We start from the raw sequence: 18,758 nt of genomic DNA, 5'->3' as shown, positions 1-18,758 counted from the left end.
TCGACTGGGCTTATCTGTACTGTATGCAACGTGAGCGCCCTTGATGTCGTCCTAGAGAAGTTCAGTGAAGCAGGATGGACTGTTGCCGCGCGCGAAAGCGTCGGTGGTGGCCGGAGTGTCAATCCGACGCGCGTTGATATCGCCCGCGGCAAACGGCGGTTTTCGTTGCTCGCCTACGCATGGAAGATCACGCACGAAGGCAAGGGACGGTCGGGCACGAACTATCGCATCCAAACGACGCGCGCTCACGAAGATGACTTGCTCGATGAAGCTGGCCGCCAGACGGTCGGCTTCGGTGTGGACGAAGATCGGCAAGTCATCGCAGTCTTTGATGGCTGGACGAAACGCGCCACGGGCCGTTCCTCCAGCGTGCATATCGAGAGGGCAACACTGGACAAAGCTGCTGCGGACGGGTTCGCAGTAGAGGATCCTCATTGGGACGGACGGGCCGCTGCACGCTACTCAGACGTCCACCAGCTGTTGCAGTGGATCTCAGACCAACGAGAAACCCGCAAAGCTGCCGTTCAACCACTTCACTTCAGTGTTGACGGAGACCAAGCCACTGTGGTGGCCGACCTTTGGAATTCGGCCCCGGCGGCATGGCTACGACGACAGGACCTGCTTGTTGTGGCCAACCGGGACGGCAACGACCTATTGGACAGCGCGCTTTGGCAGATTAAGGATCTCAGGGTCGCAACAGTAGTGAAGGAAGGCCGCAATCCGCGCCGTAATGTGACCTTCACTTGTCGGCGCTACGGCCGCGTTACCACCACCAACAAGGCCACATTCCTGGCCGGCCTGACAAAGAGGGAAACCCCAAAGTGAGCCTTTCCGATGATGTAAACCTCTATGAGTTTGAAGAGAACTACCGTGCAGCCGAGAAGGTTTCACAAAAGCACCTGGAGTCCGCCAACGTGCCTGAGTTGACGGCTCAAGCACTGAAACTCGCTGAAGCCAAAAACCTGTTACTCCCGGACGCTGAGGCGTTGCTGGAACGCTGTGTAATCGCCCTCCTTGGAGGTCACATTGTGCTTCAGGGCCCTCCCGGAACCGGTAAGACCACCTTGGCGTACGTGCTGGCGGAGACTTTCAACGCAACGGCCCACCTGGAAACGGCAACCGCGGACTGGAGCACGTACGACGTCATAGGCGGGCTGCACCCCACATCCAAGCGTGGGATGGAAACGCTGGTCCCGTGGCTGGGACATGTCCCCCGAGCCGCCTTAGATTGCGCGACCGTGATCAGCCGGCAGGCAGATCCGGAAGAGAGCGAAACCCATCAAGCGCATTGGCTCATCATTGATGAGTTCAGCCGGGCCGAAATCGACAAGGCCATCGGCCCCCTTTACACGGTTCTGGGCGGCGGGGGCGACGACGTGCCCCTGCCGCTGTGGTTCGGAGACTCTGAAGAGACAAACGCGGTTTGGTTACCAAAGCGCTTTCGAATCATTGCAACAATGAACACCGTGGACACGAACTACGTGTACACCTTCTCCCAAGGGCTGAGCCGACGGTTCCAGTTCGTCTACGTCGGAGTGCCCCAAAAAGACCAGCTAGAAGCCGAACTCAAACAATCGCGGATCAGCGCAGCAAAGTGGTACAAGGACACATATGGGGGCGACGAGTTCAAGGCAGAAGCCTTCGTCGCTGACCCGAAAGTCGCGCATGCTACTTCCATTTTGATTGACCTGCTTTCAACCCTCCGATACGGAGACGAAGCCACCGGACGCCCAGGCTGGCCGCTGGGCACGGCGCAAGTCGTGGATGTCTACCGCCAACTCGCACTCAGGCTACCCACCGCCCCGAGCGAGGAGACGGCGCTGATTGCCGCCCTTGATCTGGCCCTTGCCGATCGAGTCATCCCTCAGGCAGGAAACCTCACTAAAGTTCAACTCGACGCGACCGAGACCTGGCTCCAGACAAAGCCGCTTCCTCGCACGAAGGACGCACTGCAGCATCTTCGGATGGCCTCCAGCACGGGCTACTGAGCAGATGGCGCAGAGAATCGGTGAAGAACTGGCTGACGCTGATGTAGACGCCGAGGGCGGCCACTTTACAGGTGCTGGACGTCGTGCGGCCATCAACGCATCCTTGCCTTTGCTGGCGACCTACTTCGCTGATGCCCCCACATGGGAGTTGGAAGTCAGCCAACAACTTGCCACAACGCCCGATGAAATGGTCGTTGATGAGTTGGCGACAGCCGTGAGGCTGCGCGCTTCGTTGGCGGCCGCGGAAAGGCTGCTGCGGATCCTGGGAGAAATAGCGGCCCGCCCCACCTTCCGCTACACGCAAGTGAGTGCTGAGTCTGTAGGGCAAATCCGTGGTCGCCTGGACCTGTCGCGCTACAGCCGCGAACAAGGGCGGATAGCCGTTCCGAGACGGTACCCAATTCGCTTGGTGGAACGTGAAAGTGCCACACCTGAGAACGTTCTGGCGTCCTACGCAGCCCACTGGATCAGACGCGACCTGGCAACCATTCCTCGAGACTTTCTCCCAGCCAAATCGCCGGAACTCAGGGATCTCCAACGCCTTCAGGAGGGACTAGGCCGAAGTCTCGGCCTGCCGCTGCTTTCAGGAACCAGCGAAGCCGCCCTGAACGTATGGCGCCGTTCGGCGCTCCCAGACCTGATGGAACGAGTCAACGCCCGGCTCGATGCCGGGTACATTGCCTCCCCGGAACCCTACAAAGAGTTGGCAGATTGGGTCGCAGCCACGCGCAATGGCAACGCTGTTGCCGATGTCGGACTCCGTGAGTGGAGCTTCTATGATGCGCGCTTTGACACCAAACTCTTTGAGATCTGGTGCCTACTGAACCTGGCAAACGCCATCACAGCACTTATCGGAGCACCAGCCATGGCCGCCGAGAGTCTTGCTCAGCGTCACCGCGGGCCGATGTACTCATGGAACATTGGAGCCGGCAGCCTGAAACTGCACTTTCAAGCTTCACTCGCGGCGCTGACCGAGGGCGGAGTGCTGTGGTCATTAAAACCCGGCCCGGGAAAACTGCAGGGCTTTCCCGACCTGGCGGTTACAGCTGATACGGTCGCCGGAAGAGGCTTGGCGATCTTCGACCCAAAGTTGCGGCGCAGACCAGGGAAAATGCCCACGGAGGAGCTTTACAAACTGCTCGGCTACTTCGGCAACTTAAAGCACTCAAAGCCTCCCATAGGAGCAATTTTCTACTACAGCCCAGGAAAAGCAACCCATTACACTCTCGTCACCGATGATGGTGGCGAGCTCCATGCCCTCGGACTAGACCCCGAAGCTGACGCTATGACACCCTTCGAGGCTGCGGCGCAGCTGGCAGTTAAGGCAGCCGGCCTAGGGGAGCGCTCCCTGTCTCTTCTAAAATCGCCGCGACCGGAAGACTCCGCGGAGGCGGGTGAATTTACGGCAGCAATCCATCAAGAGGTCGCTGTCGATGCAATGCAGCGAGAAGCCGACAGATTACCGCCTACAACACTCACGCCAACCCGGAAAGCGACCGCTACGTCGCTGCGCGCGATCTGGCCGCAGCTAGACCAACAAGCCCAGACGATGATCGTCACAGCCGAATATTTCGGACTCAGTGCCCCCGAAAATGCTGATCATTCAGGCCCCTTGCTTGGGCTAGCAGCAGCATTCGAAAGAGTACTGAACGAACAGATTTTCCACCCGGCGGCGGCTGAGTATGGTGCGGCTGTAAACCTTACACAGACATTGGGCGGCCGACTTCACACGCTCGATGCGGCCCTCCGTGGGCGCAACGAACCCGAAGCCAAGGCCATCGCAGGCTTCCTAAACGACCAAAAGAATATAAACACCCCCAACCTGCAGGCAATTCTTCGCGATTCGAAGAATATGAACCGGCTGTACCGCATACCTGCTGCCCACTCAGACGTCGTCACAGCCGAAACCTGGGCCGACGGCCGTGACATTATTCTGGATCCCCGTCAGGGGTTGCTGGTAAGGCTGATGAGGTCCTTCGGGTCAGCTGAGACAACGCCAACCGGATCCTGACCGCAGTATTCAGCTTGAGCGTCTAGAGCCTGTCTATCCAAGTCTCTTCTTCTCTGTTGTCCCAGGCGGAACCACCCTCAACCTTCGGTCGCGCCTCTTTACGCTGTCGGATAAGGCTCAGTACACGATGTGCATCTGCAGCGTAAAGATCGCGAAGAGAGGTCACAGGGCGAACCACGCACGACTCGATGACTGATTTCCGCTCATGCTGTTCGTTAATACTTGCGTCGACGAAAGCTGCCCTAATCTGAGCAATCTGCTCATCAGTGATAGGCATGTGCTGTAGTGGCGCTTGACCTTCTGGCGCGTCAATTTCAAACAGTGAATCAGTCATTCAATCAGCGTATCTTTTCCGTTTCGGCCATGGTGCTTAGCTGTCCGTGCGGAGGGCGATCAGCTTCGTGCCTTCGGGGATGGCTGCCTCGAGAGCGGCCTTGGCGGTCTCGTAGCTGTCACCATGTGCGGCGACGTGATCGATGCTGCCGTCGGCCATCTGTATTGTTCCGGTGATTTCCACCGTTTCAGCCTAGTTGGCTCTCCGGGTTCCCGGCGCTGAGCGGCGAAGCGATCCAAAGCATTGTGCAGCTGCGGTACTTGGGGGAGGGAGTCCACGGGCCTTGCCCCGCCCAGGTCGGCCGAGGGGGTGATCATCCAGGCGGTGAAGTAGTTGTGCGGGATCTTCAATTCCATCGCGTGCCGGAAGAGGGACACCACGGCGGGGTGGAGCTGTCCGTCGGGGAAGAACTGGAAGCCCGGGCAGTACGTGCCCTCACCGATGACCCGGACGAGCTGGCGCATCACCGGGGCCGGGTCTTCCATGAGTTCGGCGAGCCGGTGCCGGACCTGTTCTTGGCTGGGCAGGGCGAACTCGGCCCTGACGGACTCCCAGACCTCGTCAGGCACAGGTCTGCCGATGATGGGTTGGTGCATCAGTGACGGTCGTCGATGGACTCGAGCAGCCACTGCTCCGATAGGGGTTCGCGGCGCAGATCAAAGGTTCGTAGCTGTGAGGTCGAGGGTCCGAGGCGGACCTGGACCCGCCAGTGCTCGATGCTTACCAGGTCACCGCTGCCCTTGGCGGCGGTGCGGCGGGTTTCCCACCAGGAATCTCTGCTGAACCAGTGCAGGGGTTCGGCTGCCACGGCCCACATCCGACCGTCGTAGCGGACGGCCAAAGGCATGCCGGTGGCAGTGAAGCGGACGTCCACGTCCACCGGCGCATTGAGGGTTGTTTCACTTATTGTTGCTGTCACGGTTGGTTCGTTCTCCCAAGTTTGCTCTGTTCAAATCTTCCCGGCGGGTGACCGCCGAGCTCCACACCCAGGTCCTGTACGTGACCGGCCCGTCCTTCCACGTCACTTCGGCCGCTCTGGCGGTCCAGGCGAACACCTCACCGTCTACCAGTTCTGCGCAGTTCGGGAACCGGATCCATACCTTTACCGGGATCCCCGGGAAGCCGTTCTTGACCGGAAAATGCTCGAAGTCGAGCTCTTCCACGGTCAGGCCGATGGGGCCGGCCCGCCTCGCGTACTGCCGCTGCAGTTCGGAAGCTTGTTCTGGTCCCATAACACAACCTTAGAACATATATGCGAATAGCCACGCCAATAAAAAGCGGCCGTAGTTAGCCGCGGGTTTCATTATGGGGGAGGGCTACGACAAAGAACGGGTTGCACGTCAATGCGGACAGCCTGAGCTGTGCGGAGGGCTCCACCTGACCCCAGTGGGCACAACCCGTCCACGGGACTTCGGGTTTACCGGGCTTTGATGTGCGGGGGGAGTTCGACGTCGCTGGGATCCAGCTCGGGCCTGGCCCGCTGGTAGGTCAGTGGGTGGCGGAAGGAGGTGCCGGACCAGGCGACGTCGGCCGCGACTTCCACCACGAGCGGTTCGATCAGCGTCAGGCGCACGGGGCCTTTGTCCTTGCTGAACCTGTTCAGCGAGGTTTCGCTGATCTCTTCGGGCCATGGATGCCCGGGCTGCGCCGGGCGGAGCTGGCGGCCCAGCTTACCCCCTACACGAGTTGAGAGCACCGTCGAGCGGCCAACGATCCGCAGCTGCCCGTCCATCGCCAAACCGGCGACGATGGCCTGGGGCTGGGTCAGAGAACCTATGACGGCGGCGCAGACAACATCCAGGACATTTTTGTGCTTCAACTTGACCAGGAACGTGAGCCGTCATAGGGCTGGGAGCCTCCCTTAAAGACCAGCCCTTCCACTCCTGTTGCAGGCAAGTCCCTTAGCCACGTCTTGGCCAGTTCCCGGTCCGTGGTGGCGGGGGAGAGGTTCAACGGCGCGGCCCAGTTCCGGGCCAGTTCCTCGAGCAGCTGCCGGCGGCCGGTGAACGGTACACCCCGGACGTCCTGCCCGGCGACGGCCAGAACATCGAAGGCCGCGAACGCGGCCGGTAACTTCCTTACCAGTGCCGGCAGAGCCGCCTTGGACGTGACCATGCGCCGCTGCAACGCCTCGAAGTCCAGTGTGTTCCCGTTCCAAATCACGGCCTCGCCGTCGAGGACCACTCCGGGAGGCACCTGAGCCGCGAGGGCTTCGGCCAGGTCAGGCAGGACCCGTGTAAGTTCTTTGCCCTGCCGGGACCAGAGCGTCACCCCGTCAAAATTTATGAGGGCGATCGTCCGGTAGCCGTCCCATTTGGGTTCTGCGTATATCCCGCCGGGCAATGTGCCAGGTGCCGGGAAACTCTTGACGAGCTTCGCCAGGGCAACAGCAACCGGTGGTTGCAGAGCCGGCGGGATGGACTCGCTCATGGCCCCAGCCTAAAGGACGGGCCGTTTTTACCGCTCCGGACCGGTCTGGATGCCCTCGGCGGTGTACTTCTGGGTGCGCCTTATCGTGTCCGCCATGGCCCGTACGGACTCCGGGTTGTCTTGCCAGCGGCTCCCGTCCCGTGTGCAGGCACGGAACGACGTCACACCCGCTTCCTTGACCGCCTGCTGTAGTTCGGCCCACGCCACTTCCAGGTCTGCCAGCTGCGCGGGCGTCAGCGGCTCGGGTTCCGTGGCCACCATGACTGCGGAGGACTCTCCTGCAGCTGGTGTTCGGCGCCGGGTGAAGAAACTCCGCAGTCCCACAGTCCATCTCTCCTTCTGACAAAGAATGTCCCGCCTGAGATTGGGGGAACCCAGGCGGGACCATTCCACCGTACCAACCTTGCCCGACAAGTCTCACCCCACATGCATGCTCGCAGGGCTCGCACCCGTTTGGGCGTCCGCTTCGCGGTNCACCAACCCTTTCGGCAAAAAAGGAGCAACACCATGAACGACCGCATTGCACGCGCAGCCCTGACCCATCTGTTCGAACCAAACGACACCGTTGGGCGGACCCTCGTGGGCAGGCTCGGCGCGTACGCCGCGCTGCGGCTCGCCACCGGCGCCCAACCCGCTCACACCCTTCCGGACGTGACGGCCGAGGACCTGGCCGACGCGCTAAAGCGCTGGGCGCCTCGCATGCCGGATCTGGACCCGGAAAAGGACCTGGCCACCATCGAACGCCTGGGCGGCGGTTTCCTGATCCCCGGCGATGAGCACTGGCCCACAGGCTTGGACGACCTCCCTGACGCTCCGCTGGGCCTCTGGTACCGGGGCAATATCGGCAACGGAATCCCTGACCCGTCCAACTGTGCTGCGCTGGCCGGATCACGTGACTGCACGAGCTACGGCGCAGCCGTCACCGGCGACATCGCCTACAGCCTCGCCCAGCGCGGAATCTGCGTCATTGCCGGACTCGGCTACGGCATCGATGCCCACGCCCACCGCGCAGCACTGGCTGGAAGCACCGGCAGCGGCCCGGCCACCATCGCCGTCCTGGCCGGGGGACTGGACCGGGACTACCCGTCTGGAAACGCGGACCTCGCGGCCGCTATCCGCGGCAGTGGGCTGACGCTCTCCGAGCTGCCCCCGGGAGCCGCCCCTACGCGGATAAGATTTTTGTCCAGAAATCGCATCATTGCAGCCCTTGCCGGGGTGACGTGTGTCGTGGAGGCCCGCTGGCGCTCCGGTGCCCTGAATACCGCCCACCACGCCGAAACCATCGCCCGTCAAGTCGCGGCCGTCCCTGGCAGCGTCCACAGCGCCAACTCGGCAGGATGCCACCGGCTCCTGAAAGACGGCGGCGCGGCACTGGTCACCGACGCGGCTGAACTGAGCGAGCTGCTCGCCAGCTAAGCCCCCGGGTGGCCGGTCTTTCGGGGCCGGCCACCGCGGGCGGTCCGCCGTCGTGGCCGGATTTTGCTGATGGTTGGCGGCGGCGGACCGCCGATCCCGCAGCAGCCAGGTGCCGAGGCGGCGGCCGCCGGCGGCAAGCCAAGGGTTGGTGGTGTCGTTGGCCTGTCCGTGGCCCGGGGATGAAAGGGCAGGTTCGCGGGGCTCGCCCTGGTTTCCGCTGCGCTGCAACCAGTTGATGGGCGTCCGCTGGCGCGGCCGGCTGTGGGGTCCAGTGCCGGCTCCGCAGGGCTCCGCCGTCCCTGGCCCTGTGTTGTCTGCGACGCTTTTTGGCTGCTGTCCTGACGGATTGTACGTGTCCGCTCCGGCCGGTCTAGCCCCTCCTTCGTCGTGGCCTGCGGTGCAGGAAATGTCCCTGCGGCGCTCCTTCGTCGCTGATTTCCTCCGGGAATTTCCCGCCCCTTGCCCTTACGGGTAGTCAGGCCTCCGTCGGCCACAGCTCCGCAAGCTTCGCCAGCAGCCAAAACAACGGGGGAGAGGGGACGCTGGCCGGTCACCTGAGCCGCCCCACCCACCAACCCTTTCGGCAAAAAAAGGAGCAACACCATGAACGCAGTCACCAAGAGGACCGTGACCACCGTCGACACCGGCGAAACGGTCCACGATGTGCCCGTGCTCGTCGATTACCACCTGAACGACGGCTACGACTGGATGGACGTCATCAGCGAACACGGCTGGGCCGTGATCCCCAGCTGGGGGTGTGACGGCTGGGACCTGGGCCAGTGGCCCTACGTCATGGTCGCCGGGATCCGTACCGCCGATGAGATCGGGAACCTGTTCGGCATGGCCACTTACTGCGAGGGCGACGTACGAACGACCTTTTATCGGACCAAGGCGAGGTTCTGGACTGCGATAAGTGAGCAGGCGTTTTTCCACTGGAAGAACGGGCAGGCCCACGGCCCGGATGGCCTGCCGGAAGCCGCCGCTGAGCTGCCCAGCCGGTACCGGGTGCCCTGCACCCTCGCGGCCGCGGCCTAATCAGCACTGACAAACGCTGTACTGCCCGGCCAGGACCGGGCAGTACAGCGGCCAAACGACTTCAAAGGAGCCAGCACATGAGCAACGACACCCCCGCACCGAAGGGCATCACCGCCCTGATCTACCGCGACTCCCTGGGTACGGACTTCTCCAACCGGGGCATCTCCGCCCGGGCCATGGAAGTAACCGTCATTGGCGAGGGCATCGACCCCATTTTCGAGACCACCGAGGAACGGCCCGCCGTCCGGCTCGTCAAAAACGAGCACTTCCACCGTGAGACCGTGGTCCACGCCGAGCCGGTCGCCCCGGAAGGTGAACCTGCGCCGTGGTACATGTTCGGCGGCACGTTTATCTTCAGCAGTGACGCCAGGTTCCGCCGCGCGGCCGGACACTACGGAGCCGTCCCGCTCCACGACCGCCGCGAATAGGGCCGTGGGTGGCCGGTCTTTCGGGGCCGGTCACCGTGAGCGGTCCGCCGTCGTGGCCGGCTTGTCTAGGTGGTTGGCTGCGGCGGACCGCCCATCCCGCAATAACCAGGTGCCGGGCGGCTGCCGCCGGCGGCAAGCCAAAGGTTGACGGTGTCGTTGGGTTGTCCCGTGGCCCGGGGATGAAAGGGCNGCCCCACCCACCAACCCTTTCGGCAAAAAAGGAGCAACACCACATGAACGCAGCACCCACGCTTGAAATGCTCGACCCGGCCTCGCTGACGGTCGATGTCAATGTCCGTAAGGACGCTGCCCTGACCGCTGATTTCATCGCCAGCATCGCCGAACATGGCGTGATGGAACCGGTGATCGCCCACCGCAAGGAGGATGGGACCGTGCACGTGCTGATGGGCCAGCGCCGCACGCGCGCCGCCGTCAAAGCCGGACGGCCCCTGATCCCGGTGATGATCATCGATTCCCCCGAGGAAGCCGAACGTATCGTGACGCAGGTGGTGGAGAACATTCAGCGCGCTGAACTGACCGAAGCGGACGAGGCCGACGCCTACCACCAGCTTTCCCTGATCGGTGTCTCGGCGGCCGCGATCGCGAAGAAGACCGGGCGCACCAAGACAACGGTGGAGTCCGCATTGAAGGCCAAGTCCTCCGACGCCGGAGCCGCCGCCTTGGGCAAAGGATGGACCATCGAAGAAGCGCTAATCATGACCGAGTTTGAGTCAGACGAAGAGGCCTCGGCCGAGCTCGAGTCGGTCATCATGGACGAACCTGACCAGCTCCTGCACGTCGCGCAGCAGCTGCGAGACCGGCGCGAAAGCGCCGCCGCCCTCACCGCCCTGATCGCCGAACTGGAAGCCCAGGGCAAGACCATCGTGGAGGACGCCGGACACTACGCCGACGACGACAACCTCTACGTCACCGCCGCCAAAAGGGAGGACGGGGAACCGGCCACCGAGGATGACGCCAACGCCGTTCTGATCACCACGGACTATCGGGGCCAGCACCGGACCCACTCCGTGATCGCGGGGTGGAAGGAGACGGGCTTTGCACCGAAGTACGAACGCTACGACGGCGGCCGCGCAGCGCAGAAAGGCCCCATGACTGAGGAGCAAAAGGCCGAGCGCAAAACCCTGATTGAGAACAACAAGGCGATGCTGTCCGCGCAGGTGGTACGCCGTGAATTCGTGACCGGCCTGCTGGCGAAGAAGCAGCCACCCAAGGGCTGGCAGTACTTCACCGTCCACGCGATCACGCACCACCCCGAAACGGCCAGCGGCTACGACGGCGAGGTGGCAGCCGTCATGGTCGGGGCAAAGGTTGACGAGGCGAAGACCTGGGCGTGGAACCCGCTCCGCACGCACGTGGCGAAATCCACGGCACGGCCGGAGTTTTCCCTGATCGCGCTGGTCTGCGCCGGGTATGACAAGACGATCGCCAAGGACTCGTGGCGTTCCCCGTCCCAGACCCACCGGGACTACCTGAACCAACTGGTCCTTTGGGGGTACAAGGCATCCACCGTCGAACAGCTGATCATCGACAGCGGCACGCCAGAGGAAGAAACCCAAGCGGCCTAAAACGAACCCTTGCCGGGCGGGAACACCACCGCCCGGCAAGGGTTCCCCGCCAATCACCACGGCAGGGCCGGGGAACCTCGCAAACGTCGGGCGGTCCGCCGCCCGGGGCGAACCACGGCAGCCACTCACCAGCGGCGGACCGCCATGAGGCGCGGCCTGGCAGAAGCCCACCAGGGGTGCCGCGCCTATCGACGTGACGGGTACCTGGCGTCGTCCGGGTCGCGGTGTTTATAGGCCGCCGCCAACGCGCGGGGTGCCTAACCAATGCACCCTTCATGGGTGCGCTAGAGTGAATGAAAGATTTCCTTTTGCCGAAGGACAAAAAAGGACCGGAATGTTCCGGTCCTTTTTTGTGTGCAGCGACGTTTCAGGGGTGTCAGCGCTGCGGCTTGGGTTTCACAACAGCGTGGGTTTTAGGGTCACTCTTCGCTGAAGGACGTGCCGGATTCCTGGGCGGCATCCTGTTCGGATCCGGTGGAGCGCTTTGCTGTCCGCCGGCGCTTTACCGCAGATGGTTCAAGGCCAAGTTTCTTCAGTTCCTCCGTGCTCCATCCGTCCCGGGTAGCCTGCACGTAGGCGCGCTTGTCATCGCGTTCGGCCGCAACAAGCTGGTCCCGCAACTCTGTGATTCGCTGGCGGCTCTTTACCAGGGCAGTGACGGATTCAATGCGGGAGTCCAGCAGCGCGCGGGCTTGGTTTCTGGTCTGTTCAATGTCGAGGGTAGCCATGGATCCAGCCTAACGACCATCCTGACGCAGGCTCGACCGGACTCGCCCATCCCGGCATGACATGTCCGAGGTAGCCCGAGGAATTTGCGCCAGGAGGTGGGCGTTCCGGGGATCGCTGAACCAGTCCCGCAGATAGTCGTCAGCGTAGCTGACGGTTCGTGCTGTGAACTGGAAGTATTCGGGGCCGATGCCGCGCCGCCGCCACTGCCGCAGCAGTGTCGGGGAGACTCCGTATTGCCTGGCCACTGTGGTAGGTGAGATGAGAGCCAAAACTGTACCTTTCGCTTGCCCTATGCCGCGTTCCTTTCGGCACGCTTGCCGAAACTTGGCCGGTGAAGGAATTGGCCAGTTGGAGCGGCCGGACCGTGGAATACCGGAGCGGAGCGAGGATATGCCGCGAAAGCTGGCTGTGGAGACTTGCCAAGGAAGGACCGGGCAGTAGCCTCACCCAGCCGAAACGGAACGACGCAGTCGTTGTGAACAAGTCAGACGCGAAGCGTCCTGCAGGGCAGTGCCCAGGAACCACCCAAAGCGCCAAATACCGGGTGCAGGTGATTTTCCGGAGCAAGCTAGGCGGTTATGTGCCATAACCCGCGTGTTGATCCACGGCCTGCGGTCCTGGATGCGGCACACTCGTGAGTGTGGCCCGGAGATTCCGGGGCGCTGCGCTGGGCATTGGGGGAGGGGGTCGGGATGACTGAGGATCCGAAGTCTCCGCGCCGGTTCTCCCGCCGCCGCCGGGCGAACATTGACGGTGACACCCAGTACGTGCGGGTGTCAATGTCGGAGTTCGAGCGTGCGCAGTTGAAGGTGCTGGAGGAACGGACCGGGCGCAGCCCGTCGGAGATTCTGGTCAGTGCTGCCTTGTATGCGGAGAACTCGGAGTCGCTGGCTGAGCGGCGGGCGATGGCCGTGGAGTTCATTGCGGCCCGCCGTTACCTTGCTGCGCTGTCGAATAACGTCAACCAGCTCGCCCGTCACGCGAACGCTACGGATGAATTCCCGGAAGCAGCCAGGACGGTGTTGATCCGGGTGCGTGCGGTTGCTGACCGGATCAATTCGATGCTGGATTCGATGGTGCGCTGATGATTCCCAACATCACCAAGGGCACCCGCATGCACGGGCTCATCGCGTACCTTGCCGGTCCGGGACGGGCGAATGAACACAGCGACCCGCACCTGGTCGCGGGCTCACCGTCGATCATGGCCTGGCACAACGATGACGAACTGAACGCCGATGCCGCGCAGGCCATTGCCAAGGAATTGGATCAGGCCAGAAGCGTCCTGGGCGTTGAGGTTCCCGGCGGGCATGTCTGGCACTGCTCGCTGTCGCTGCGCGCCGAGGAAGGTGACCTGACCGACCAGAAGTGGGCTGAGATTGCGCAGGACTTCATGGACGAGATGGGGTTCACCGAAGCCAGCGGACGGGCGCCGGCCCAGTGGGTGGCGATCCGTCACGGCCACAGCAAATCCGGAAATGACCATATCCACATCGCTGCCTCCATGGTCCGCGAGGACGGCACGAAGTGGAGCAGTTGGCGGGACTTCCCCCGCGCACAACAAGCCGCCCGCGGGCTTGAGAAAAAGTACGGCCTGGAAGAACTTTCGGCCACGCATTCTACCCGTGGCCTCCGGCCCGGTGAACGTGAAGCCTCCGAGCGGCGGGGAGCCCCGGAACCGGAACGACGGTCCTTGGAACGCAAGGTCCGTGCCTGCGCGACGGCTGCCCAGGATGAGGCCGAATTCATTCGACGCCTTCGCCGTACCGGCGCCTTGGTCAGGCCGCGGTACGCGTCCGGGCGTGACGACGTCGTGGTCGGCTACAGCGTGGCAGAACGTCCCCCCAAAGGCGGCCGGCCTGTCTGGTTCGGCGGCGGTCACCTCGCCAAAGACCTCGCCCTGCCCAAGCTCCGTGCCGAATGGCCTGACAGCCCACAAGGCGCCGCCGAGGCGGTCGCAGAATGGCAGGCAGCTGCACGTGGACGCCGCCCGGTCACGATCGGCCGCGAAGGTCACGAACCGGACCCGCAAATGTGGGAGCAATACAGCGACGAAGTTGCCCGGCTCCGCGAAACGCTGCGCTCCGTCCCGCTGGACGATCACGCGACCTGGGCGCACGTTGCACGCGAGACAGCCGGCGCCTTCGCAGCCTGGTCCACGGCAACCGAGGCAACGCCCGGACCACTCGCAGCAGCAGCCGACGAGCTGTCCAAGACAGCACAACTGCGGCGCTACCCGGTCCGCCCCATCCGCACCGCAGGACCATCTGCCCGCGGAGCCTCCCTCATGCTCATGGCAGCGTCGACGGGCGGCAGCGGAACCGCCGGGCAGGCAATCATGCTGCGCCAGTTGCTCAACGTCGCCAAGGCCGTCCACGACATGCACAAGGCCTCAAATGATCTGCGCCGAGCACGCCAGATCAGCCACATGGTCAAGCACCACCTAAGCCAGGTCGCGGCCGCACTGCCCGGCGTCCCAGCGACAACGCCCACAGCGGATAGCGAAGCTGCCGTCGCGGTACGCGCGAGTGCAGCCGGTCAGGTCACGGGCCGGTCCGTGGGCTCCGTGTTGCCGCCGAAGTACGTGCAGGCACGTACCCACGCGAGCACCCGAAGCGGGAGTGCCCGCCCAGATATTGAGAGATAACACCAAGGAGGGGGAACCATGAGCGAATCTGACGGTATTGATGAGGCTCTTGAGGGAATGTCGCGCGTTGGCCTGACTGTCGCCGGCCGGCTCGGTGAGCAGCTGGCCAGGGCACGCGAGCAAGAGCTGCGCCGCGCCCAAGCGGCCGAGGAACAACAGGCCCGGGAACTGCAGGCCCGGTTCGAGGCGGAACGGGCAGCCGCCCGGGCGCAGCTCGCCCCGGTCATGGACAACCGGTGGTGGGACACAGCCACCGGCCGCGACGTCGAAAGGGCACATGAGGCGGCCACCGCGTGGAAGGACCACGACCCGGCGGCGCGCGACGCGGCTGAGGTGATCCGTGACCAGGTGCAGCGCCGCTACGGCTTGGACGTAGACAACCTCGGTGCCAATGAAGCAACGGTCGCCGCTGCCCTGGCGAAAGCCGAGCGGGAGCGCGAACAGGCAGAACAGGAACGCCGTGGCGGCCGTGACGAGAACGCCCAGGCTGTGCAACTGCTGGCCGAGGCCGACCGGGAAGACAGGAAACGCGCGGAGGTCGTTGTTCGGCCCTCCAAGGAGGACTTGGACGAAGCACTGGCCTGGCTCCGGGAGACCAAACCCATCGAGGCACACAACTGGGAACAGCGGCATAATTTTGCGGACAGCGTGGCCGAGGAGAAGGACATGGAGAGGCGGCTGATCACAGACTGGACAGCTGCCCGTGACAATCACCGCCCCGAGCAGTTGCGTGGCCAAGCAGTAGCCACATACGACTCAGCCGAGCGCCGACAGGAACTGGCGGCCAGCCTCGAAGGGGTTGCTGACCGCGAGGCTGTACAAGCACGGCTCAGTGCCGACCAGGATCAGGGCACTCCGCCCAGCGCGGCAGTCGCCAAAGCCCCAGGTGCCACAGCAAAGGCCAGCAAAAAGCGCGGACTCATCGGTCAAATGAAGCTCATGCAAAAGGGCCTTGGCCGTTAGGTTGAAAGAACAGCGGACGGTCGGGCATTTAGTGGCCGCCCCTCCTGCCAGGTGCAGCTCGCTGCGCCCGGCACGCCGGTTATGAATCACGGCGCCGGCCGCCGCCGCGCGGCCGGCCCTCACGCCACCCCGGCAGGACCTTATCCAGCTGCAACTTCTTCTCCCGTGTCAGCTTGCCGCGGTTGTAGTTGATCCGCTGACCGTGCAGCCACACCCCGAGGGTGCGCTCCTGCGGGTCGTCGGTTTTCTGGTGCCGGGGCCATTCGCCGCCGGCCTTGCGGATTGCTTCCACTTCCTTCAGACGCTGCTGCCATCGCGCCTCGTCAGCAGCTTTGCCTCTCGAAGCCTGGTCCCAACCAGGAATGGGGCCCAGACCATCACGAAAAACGGGGGAGAGGGTCCCCTGCGCTGATTCCCGGCGCCGACGGTAAAGCCAACTGACCAAGGCCTGCTCGTGCGACGACTTCGCATCGGCTGCAGGCAGCCGTCCCTGCGCCTGGTAAAACGCCACGAGGTTCTGCATTTTTTGCAGGGAAGCTTCGGACGGGTCCGGCACCGTCACCGGCAGGGCCGCGGCATGCTCACCGCGGAGTCCAGGATCTCTCTGCGCCGCGATCTGCAGGTGATAGCGGACAGTTGTCACTGCAGCGCCGCATACTTCAGCGATCTTCGACGGCGTGATGCCCCGCCGGTACATCTCCACCCACTCGCAGTACGGAGCAGAGCGCCGTGAAGGCTGCACTGCATCCTGAGTCATAGTCATCCCCCCAAACGTTCTGCCACTCAAAGCAGCCTAGGGACAAAATCATCCCGGCACGGTCAGACCCGAGCGGCTCATGGCAATCCAGAAGTAGTAGTAGGAAGCATCGAACTACTCCTACCTACTGTTTTTGTGGACGGGTATCCCACCAAGCTCATGGGGCAGGCCACAACCGCTCAACGCTTGCGCGACCCACTGGGGAGATCCTGGCCGCTGGCCCTGGACGGCGGTATTGCCCGTTAGTAGTAGTAGGAGTAGTTTTGTTACTACTCCTACTACTTTTGAGGAATTTGAATGAGCTCGAGTGCTAAAGACCGGGTTTTTGCTGCTGCGGAGCAGATCAGCGCCGAGCGGCGCCCAACCGTGTCCACTGTTCGATCTGCTGCGGGCGTTAGTAACGCCGACGCCACCCGCTATCTGAAGGAATGGACCGAGGAGAAGCAGTCCGCAGGAGGTCAGGTAGCGGCGACCCCGCCGGCCATCCTCGAGCAGGCGGCGCGCCTGGCCGGGGCTGTCTGGGCGGAAGCGTCCACCCTTGCAAACGAGCGCCACGCCGCCACCGGCGAGCTCTGGGCCCGGGAGAAAAAGGAGCTTAATGAAGAGGTCGCCGAGCTTGTTGCCGACCTCGACAAAGTGACAGCCGAAAAGGAGTCCGCTGTCTCCGAGCTGGTGGCCAAGATAGAGGAGCTGGAACGCCAGCTAACCACCAATGCCGAGCAGTTGGAGCAGGCCCGCTCAGCTGGCCGGGAAGCAACGGCCGAAGCTGCGGCAGCAGCCACCCGGGCGGCCGCCGCGCAGGCCCGCGCAGACGCACTCCAGGAAGCCCATGACGCGCTGCTGCAGCGCATCACCCCCGAGCAGCCTCAAAGTGGCGAAGAACCTGATGCCTGATCCAGCCGGGGCCCCTCTGCTAACGGCCGGCAGTCCTGCAGCCGCCAGAGGACGGTGGGCGCCCGTCGGGCGGCGCTCGGAAGATTTCCTTGATTCACGGGCGGGCTCCGAGGACCGGTAGACCGTACAATCCGGCTACGCGATGGAATTCAGGGTCCGGTCCGACATTTTCAGAGGTCAGTTGCAGCAGGCCGTTGCGGCTGGGGGAGAGGCCTTCGTCAGCCCGCCGGTCCCAGTAGGCCCAGCATCTGCCGGTCAGTGTTTTTGATGGGTAGCTGATACCCAGTGGTTCTGAGCCGTCGTCCAACACGATGCCGCGGATGACGTGGGCGAGCAGGGTTGTCAGGTCACGGTCGTCTCCGGTGAGGGAGCCGGCCGTGAGGAGCTGCAGGCGTTCGGTCAGCCCCGGAGCGGTTGGTGTGAGGGCTTCAAGAGCGCGGAGGGTGGCCGCGTCGTCTATCTGAACCCACCACCCCTGGCCAGGGAGCCGGATTTCGTAGATCGAACGGTCCATTTGCCAGTCCACGGATATGGCCCATGGGACGTCAATTCCGTTCTCCTCGGCCTGGGCCAGGACACTGGTGATGTAGTCCTCGACCGTCCACCCGATGGATTCAGCGGCCTTGGCCACGGACGCGCGCTGCTGCCGGAAGCCAAGCAATACCTCGGCGTAGGCGCACTGACGGGAGTCGGCGAGATAGATCGTCGAGCCGATGCTGTCGTATCGGCCCCGGGAATCGCTGCCTGCGGCTGTTCCGATAGGCATCGGGCCAACGGTGGAATTCTTCCTGACCGACAACGCGCCGTAGCGGTCCTTCGCCACCCTGAACGAAATCTCGCCGGCAGCCCTAATAAGGGTTAGCCCCGTCAAGTCGCACTGGCGCACCTTGGCGGTCGTGATCATGCGGCGAAAGTGTCATTCACGAACGCTTCGGCAGCTCCCAATACCTCACGGGAACGCAGCTGCTGGATGTAAAGGACGGGAAGGTCCTCGTCCAAGCGCGGGTTGGCGCCCATCAACCAGGCCAACGCAACATGCTTGCCTTCGGCAAGCTCAAGGGTCTTCCAGACGCGATGACCGAGGCGTAGGCGGGATTCGACCTCCGGGCGGGGCTCCGGGCCGTCAGGCTTCGCCCAGCGGAACGGAGACGTGCGGTCCTTCACGCCAGCCATGGTCTGGACGACCGTCGTACCGAGATTCTCATTGAGTTCGCGCACAAGGTCGTGGATATTCATCCGGGTCGTACCCAAATGAATGTCATGCCGGGTCGTTGCTTCCATGTCTCAATCGTCGCAGGCTTGCAAGATTAAAGCAACGTAAATGCAACAGTAAACATGCGGACCTGCGGGCTGGTCGCACGTGACGGTGACTACTCAGGGCTCGTCCGCGCCGGTCTTGCCCCGTTCTGATGGGGCAGCGGGAGTGATGATGTATTCTGGAAATGACGGTTTACTTGAAGATTAAAGCAAACGACTTGACATAATCTTCATTATCGGCGTTTAACTAACGGGAGTTGCGTTAGGTGCGAGAACTCCCGTCTGC

Annotated in this window: 23 protein-coding genes; 12 read left to right on the top strand and 11 right to left on the bottom strand. The window is 63.2% G+C overall.

Annotation, left to right across the window (positions count from 1 at the left end; genetic code table 11):
• Window positions 1–30 precede the first annotated feature (30 nt).
• Genes L0B83_RS13565 through L0B83_RS13555 form a run of 3 tightly spaced genes read left to right on the top strand, consistent with a single transcriptional unit; the run spans window position 31 to window position 3,999 of the window.
• Window positions 31–825, top strand: a complete 795-nt coding sequence (locus L0B83_RS13565; RefSeq protein WP_234758986.1) for a hypothetical protein — start codon at window positions 31–33, stop codon at window positions 823–825.
• Window positions 822–1,988: an AAA family ATPase gene (locus L0B83_RS13560; RefSeq protein ID WP_234758985.1), complete on the top strand. Its 1,167-nt coding sequence runs from the start codon at window positions 822–824 to the stop codon at window positions 1,986–1,988. Before L0B83_RS13565 ends, L0B83_RS13560 begins: the two co-directional genes overlap by 4 nt.
• A 4-nt stretch (window positions 1,989–1,992) precedes the next feature.
• Entirely contained in the window at window positions 1,993–3,999 is a 2,007-nt protein-coding gene (locus L0B83_RS13555) for a hypothetical protein (protein WP_234758984.1), read from the top strand.
• Between the two features lie 22 nt (window positions 4,000–4,021).
• Here the strand turns inward: L0B83_RS13555 and L0B83_RS13550 are convergent, their stop codons facing one another.
• Together L0B83_RS13550 and L0B83_RS13545 are read right to left on the bottom strand one after the other, a co-directional pair.
• On the bottom strand, window positions 4,022–4,333 hold the full coding sequence (locus tag L0B83_RS13550; RefSeq protein ID WP_234758983.1) for a hypothetical protein: 312 nt from the start codon (window positions 4,331–4,333) through the stop codon (window positions 4,022–4,024).
• Between the two features lie 36 nt (window positions 4,334–4,369).
• A complete protein-coding gene (locus tag L0B83_RS13545) occupies window positions 4,370–4,516 on the bottom strand; it encodes a hypothetical protein (protein ID WP_234758982.1) in 147 nt (48 codons plus the stop codon).
• A 176-nt stretch (window positions 4,517–4,692) separates the two neighbouring features.
• On the opposite strand from L0B83_RS13545, the gene L0B83_RS13540 reads away from it, so the two are divergent.
• Complete coding sequence (locus tag L0B83_RS13540; protein ID WP_234758981.1) at window positions 4,693–4,935, top strand: hypothetical protein; 243 nt, start codon at window positions 4,693–4,695, stop codon at window positions 4,933–4,935.
• Here L0B83_RS13540 and L0B83_RS13535 read toward each other — a convergent pair.
• The 5 genes from L0B83_RS13535 to L0B83_RS13515 form a co-directional block, all read right to left on the bottom strand.
• A complete protein-coding gene (locus tag L0B83_RS13535) occupies window positions 4,929–5,207 on the bottom strand; it encodes a hypothetical protein (RefSeq protein WP_234759050.1) in 279 nt (92 codons plus the stop codon). The two genes, L0B83_RS13540 and L0B83_RS13535, sit on opposite strands and share 7 nt — an antisense overlap.
• 25 nt (window positions 5,208–5,232) lie before the next feature.
• Entirely contained in the window at window positions 5,233–5,565 is a 333-nt protein-coding gene (locus tag L0B83_RS13530) for a hypothetical protein (protein WP_234758980.1), read from the bottom strand.
• Between the two features lie 185 nt (window positions 5,566–5,750).
• Entirely contained in the window at window positions 5,751–6,152 is a 402-nt protein-coding gene (locus L0B83_RS13525; RefSeq protein ID WP_234758979.1) for a hypothetical protein, read from the bottom strand.
• The gene (locus L0B83_RS13520) at window positions 6,149–6,763 is read right to left on the bottom strand and encodes an ATP-dependent DNA ligase (RefSeq protein WP_234758978.1); all 615 of its coding nucleotides are present in this window, start codon (window positions 6,761–6,763) and stop codon (window positions 6,149–6,151) included. The genes L0B83_RS13525 and L0B83_RS13520 overlap by 4 nt, the downstream gene beginning before the upstream one ends.
• Before the next feature lie 27 nt (window positions 6,764–6,790).
• Window positions 6,791–7,087 carry a hypothetical protein gene (locus L0B83_RS13515; protein ID WP_234758977.1) on the bottom strand — a complete coding sequence of 99 codons (297 nt, stop codon included), beginning with the start codon at window positions 7,085–7,087 and terminating at the stop codon, window positions 6,791–6,793.
• Between the two features lie 183 nt (window positions 7,088–7,270).
• Here L0B83_RS13515 and L0B83_RS13510 point away from each other — a divergent pair, with 183 nt between their 5' ends.
• The 4 genes from L0B83_RS13510 to L0B83_RS13495 all read left to right on the top strand — a co-directional run bounded on the left by L0B83_RS13510 (window position 7,271) and on the right by L0B83_RS13495 (window position 11,228).
• A complete protein-coding gene (locus L0B83_RS13510; protein WP_234758976.1) occupies window positions 7,271–8,179 on the top strand; it encodes a DNA-processing protein DprA in 909 nt (302 codons plus the stop codon).
• Window positions 8,180–8,782: 603 nt separating this feature from the next.
• Window positions 8,783–9,214, top strand: coding sequence for a hypothetical protein (locus tag L0B83_RS13505; RefSeq protein ID WP_234758975.1), 432 nt, complete (start codon window positions 8,783–8,785; stop codon window positions 9,212–9,214).
• A 77-nt stretch (window positions 9,215–9,291) separates the two neighbouring features.
• Window positions 9,292–9,642: a DUF8317 domain-containing protein gene (locus L0B83_RS13500; RefSeq protein ID WP_234758974.1), complete on the top strand. Its 351-nt coding sequence runs from the start codon at window positions 9,292–9,294 to the stop codon at window positions 9,640–9,642.
• Window positions 9,643–9,875: 233 nt separating this feature from the next.
• Window positions 9,876–11,228: a ParB/RepB/Spo0J family partition protein gene (locus tag L0B83_RS13495; RefSeq protein ID WP_234758973.1), complete on the top strand. Its 1,353-nt coding sequence runs from the start codon at window positions 9,876–9,878 to the stop codon at window positions 11,226–11,228.
• 419 nt (window positions 11,229–11,647) lie between these two features.
• Here L0B83_RS13495 and L0B83_RS13490 read toward each other — a convergent pair whose 3' ends face one another.
• Entirely contained in the window at window positions 11,648–11,956 is a 309-nt protein-coding gene (locus L0B83_RS13490; RefSeq protein ID WP_234758972.1) for a hypothetical protein, read from the bottom strand.
• 693 nt (window positions 11,957–12,649) lie between these two features.
• On the opposite strand from L0B83_RS13490, the gene mobC reads away from it, so the two are divergent.
• The 3 genes from mobC to L0B83_RS13475 are packed head-to-tail and all read left to right on the top strand — an operon-like array spanning window position 12,650 to window position 15,564.
• A complete protein-coding gene (gene mobC, locus L0B83_RS13485; RefSeq protein WP_234758971.1) occupies window positions 12,650–13,042 on the top strand; it encodes a plasmid mobilization relaxosome protein MobC in 393 nt (130 codons plus the stop codon).
• Entirely contained in the window at window positions 13,042–14,601 is a 1,560-nt protein-coding gene (locus L0B83_RS13480) for a relaxase/mobilization nuclease domain-containing protein (RefSeq protein WP_234758970.1), read from the top strand. The genes mobC and L0B83_RS13480 overlap by 1 nt, the downstream gene beginning before the upstream one ends.
• 18 nt (window positions 14,602–14,619) lie before the next feature.
• A complete protein-coding gene (locus L0B83_RS13475) occupies window positions 14,620–15,564 on the top strand; it encodes a hypothetical protein (protein ID WP_234758969.1) in 945 nt (314 codons plus the stop codon).
• Between the two features lie 79 nt (window positions 15,565–15,643).
• Here the strand turns inward: L0B83_RS13475 and L0B83_RS13470 are convergent, their stop codons facing one another.
• Window positions 15,644–16,321 (bottom strand): helicase associated domain-containing protein, encoded by a 678-nt coding sequence (locus tag L0B83_RS13470; RefSeq protein WP_234758968.1) that lies wholly within the window; start codon window positions 16,319–16,321, stop codon window positions 15,644–15,646.
• 297 nt (window positions 16,322–16,618) lie between these two features.
• Between L0B83_RS13470 and L0B83_RS13465 the strand changes: the two genes are divergently transcribed.
• Window positions 16,619–17,215, top strand: a complete 597-nt coding sequence (locus L0B83_RS13465) for a DNA-binding protein (protein ID WP_234758967.1) — start codon at window positions 16,619–16,621, stop codon at window positions 17,213–17,215.
• Window positions 17,216–17,309: 94 nt separating this feature from the next.
• Here L0B83_RS13465 and L0B83_RS13460 read toward each other — a convergent pair whose 3' ends face one another.
• On the bottom strand, window positions 17,310–18,119 hold the full coding sequence (locus L0B83_RS13460; protein ID WP_234758966.1) for a hypothetical protein: 810 nt from the start codon (window positions 18,117–18,119) through the stop codon (window positions 17,310–17,312).
• Window positions 18,116–18,496: a hypothetical protein gene (locus tag L0B83_RS13455; protein ID WP_234758965.1), complete on the bottom strand. Its 381-nt coding sequence runs from the start codon at window positions 18,494–18,496 to the stop codon at window positions 18,116–18,118. The genes L0B83_RS13460 and L0B83_RS13455 overlap by 4 nt, the downstream gene beginning before the upstream one ends.
• Between the last annotated feature and the right edge of the window lie 262 nt (window positions 18,497–18,758).

Origin of the sequence: Arthrobacter alkaliphilus (genome assembly GCF_021483235.1) — a bacterium.
GTDB lineage: Bacteria > Actinomycetota > Actinomycetes > Actinomycetales > Micrococcaceae > Arthrobacter > Arthrobacter alkaliphilus.
This window is presented reverse-complemented; position numbering and strand designations above follow the sequence as displayed.

Bases quoted from the DNA above. Each gene is read 5' to 3' on its own strand.
- L0B83_RS13550 (WP_234758983.1), bottom strand. From the start codon at position 4,333: ATGACTGATTCACTGTTTGAAATTGACGCGCCAGAAGGTCAAGCGCCA.
- L0B83_RS13505 (WP_234758975.1), top strand. From the start codon at position 8,783: ATGAACGCAGTCACCAAGAGGACCGTGACCACCGTCGACACCGGCGAA.
- L0B83_RS13480 (WP_234758970.1), top strand. From the start codon at position 13,042: ATGATTCCCAACATCACCAAGGGCACCCGCATGCACGGGCTCATCGCG.
- L0B83_RS13465 (WP_234758967.1), top strand. From the start codon at position 16,619: ATGAGCTCGAGTGCTAAAGACCGGGTTTTTGCTGCTGCGGAGCAGATC.
- L0B83_RS13470 (WP_234758968.1), bottom strand. From the start codon at position 16,321: ATGACTCAGGATGCAGTGCAGCCTTCACGGCGCTCTGCTCCGTACTGC.
- L0B83_RS13495 (WP_234758973.1), top strand. From the start codon at position 9,876: ATGAACGCAGCACCCACGCTTGAAATGCTCGACCCGGCCTCGCTGACG.
- L0B83_RS13455 (WP_234758965.1), bottom strand. From the start codon at position 18,496: ATGGAAGCAACGACCCGGCATGACATTCATTTGGGTACGACCCGGATG.
- L0B83_RS13555 (WP_234758984.1), top strand. From the start codon at position 1,993: ATGGCGCAGAGAATCGGTGAAGAACTGGCTGACGCTGATGTAGACGCC.
- L0B83_RS13520 (WP_234758978.1), bottom strand. From the start codon at position 6,763: ATGAGCGAGTCCATCCCGCCGGCTCTGCAACCACCGGTTGCTGTTGCC.
- mobC (WP_234758971.1), top strand. From the start codon at position 12,650: ATGACTGAGGATCCGAAGTCTCCGCGCCGGTTCTCCCGCCGCCGCCGG.
- L0B83_RS13510 (WP_234758976.1), top strand. From the start codon at position 7,271: ATGAACGACCGCATTGCACGCGCAGCCCTGACCCATCTGTTCGAACCA.
- L0B83_RS13490 (WP_234758972.1), bottom strand. From the start codon at position 11,956: ATGGCTACCCTCGACATTGAACAGACCAGAAACCAAGCCCGCGCGCTG.
- L0B83_RS13500 (WP_234758974.1), top strand. From the start codon at position 9,292: ATGAGCAACGACACCCCCGCACCGAAGGGCATCACCGCCCTGATCTAC.
- L0B83_RS13475 (WP_234758969.1), top strand. From the start codon at position 14,620: ATGAGCGAATCTGACGGTATTGATGAGGCTCTTGAGGGAATGTCGCGC.
- L0B83_RS13460 (WP_234758966.1), bottom strand. From the start codon at position 18,119: ATGATCACGACCGCCAAGGTGCGCCAGTGCGACTTGACGGGGCTAACC.
- L0B83_RS13530 (WP_234758980.1), bottom strand. From the start codon at position 5,565: ATGGGACCAGAACAAGCTTCCGAACTGCAGCGGCAGTACGCGAGGCGG.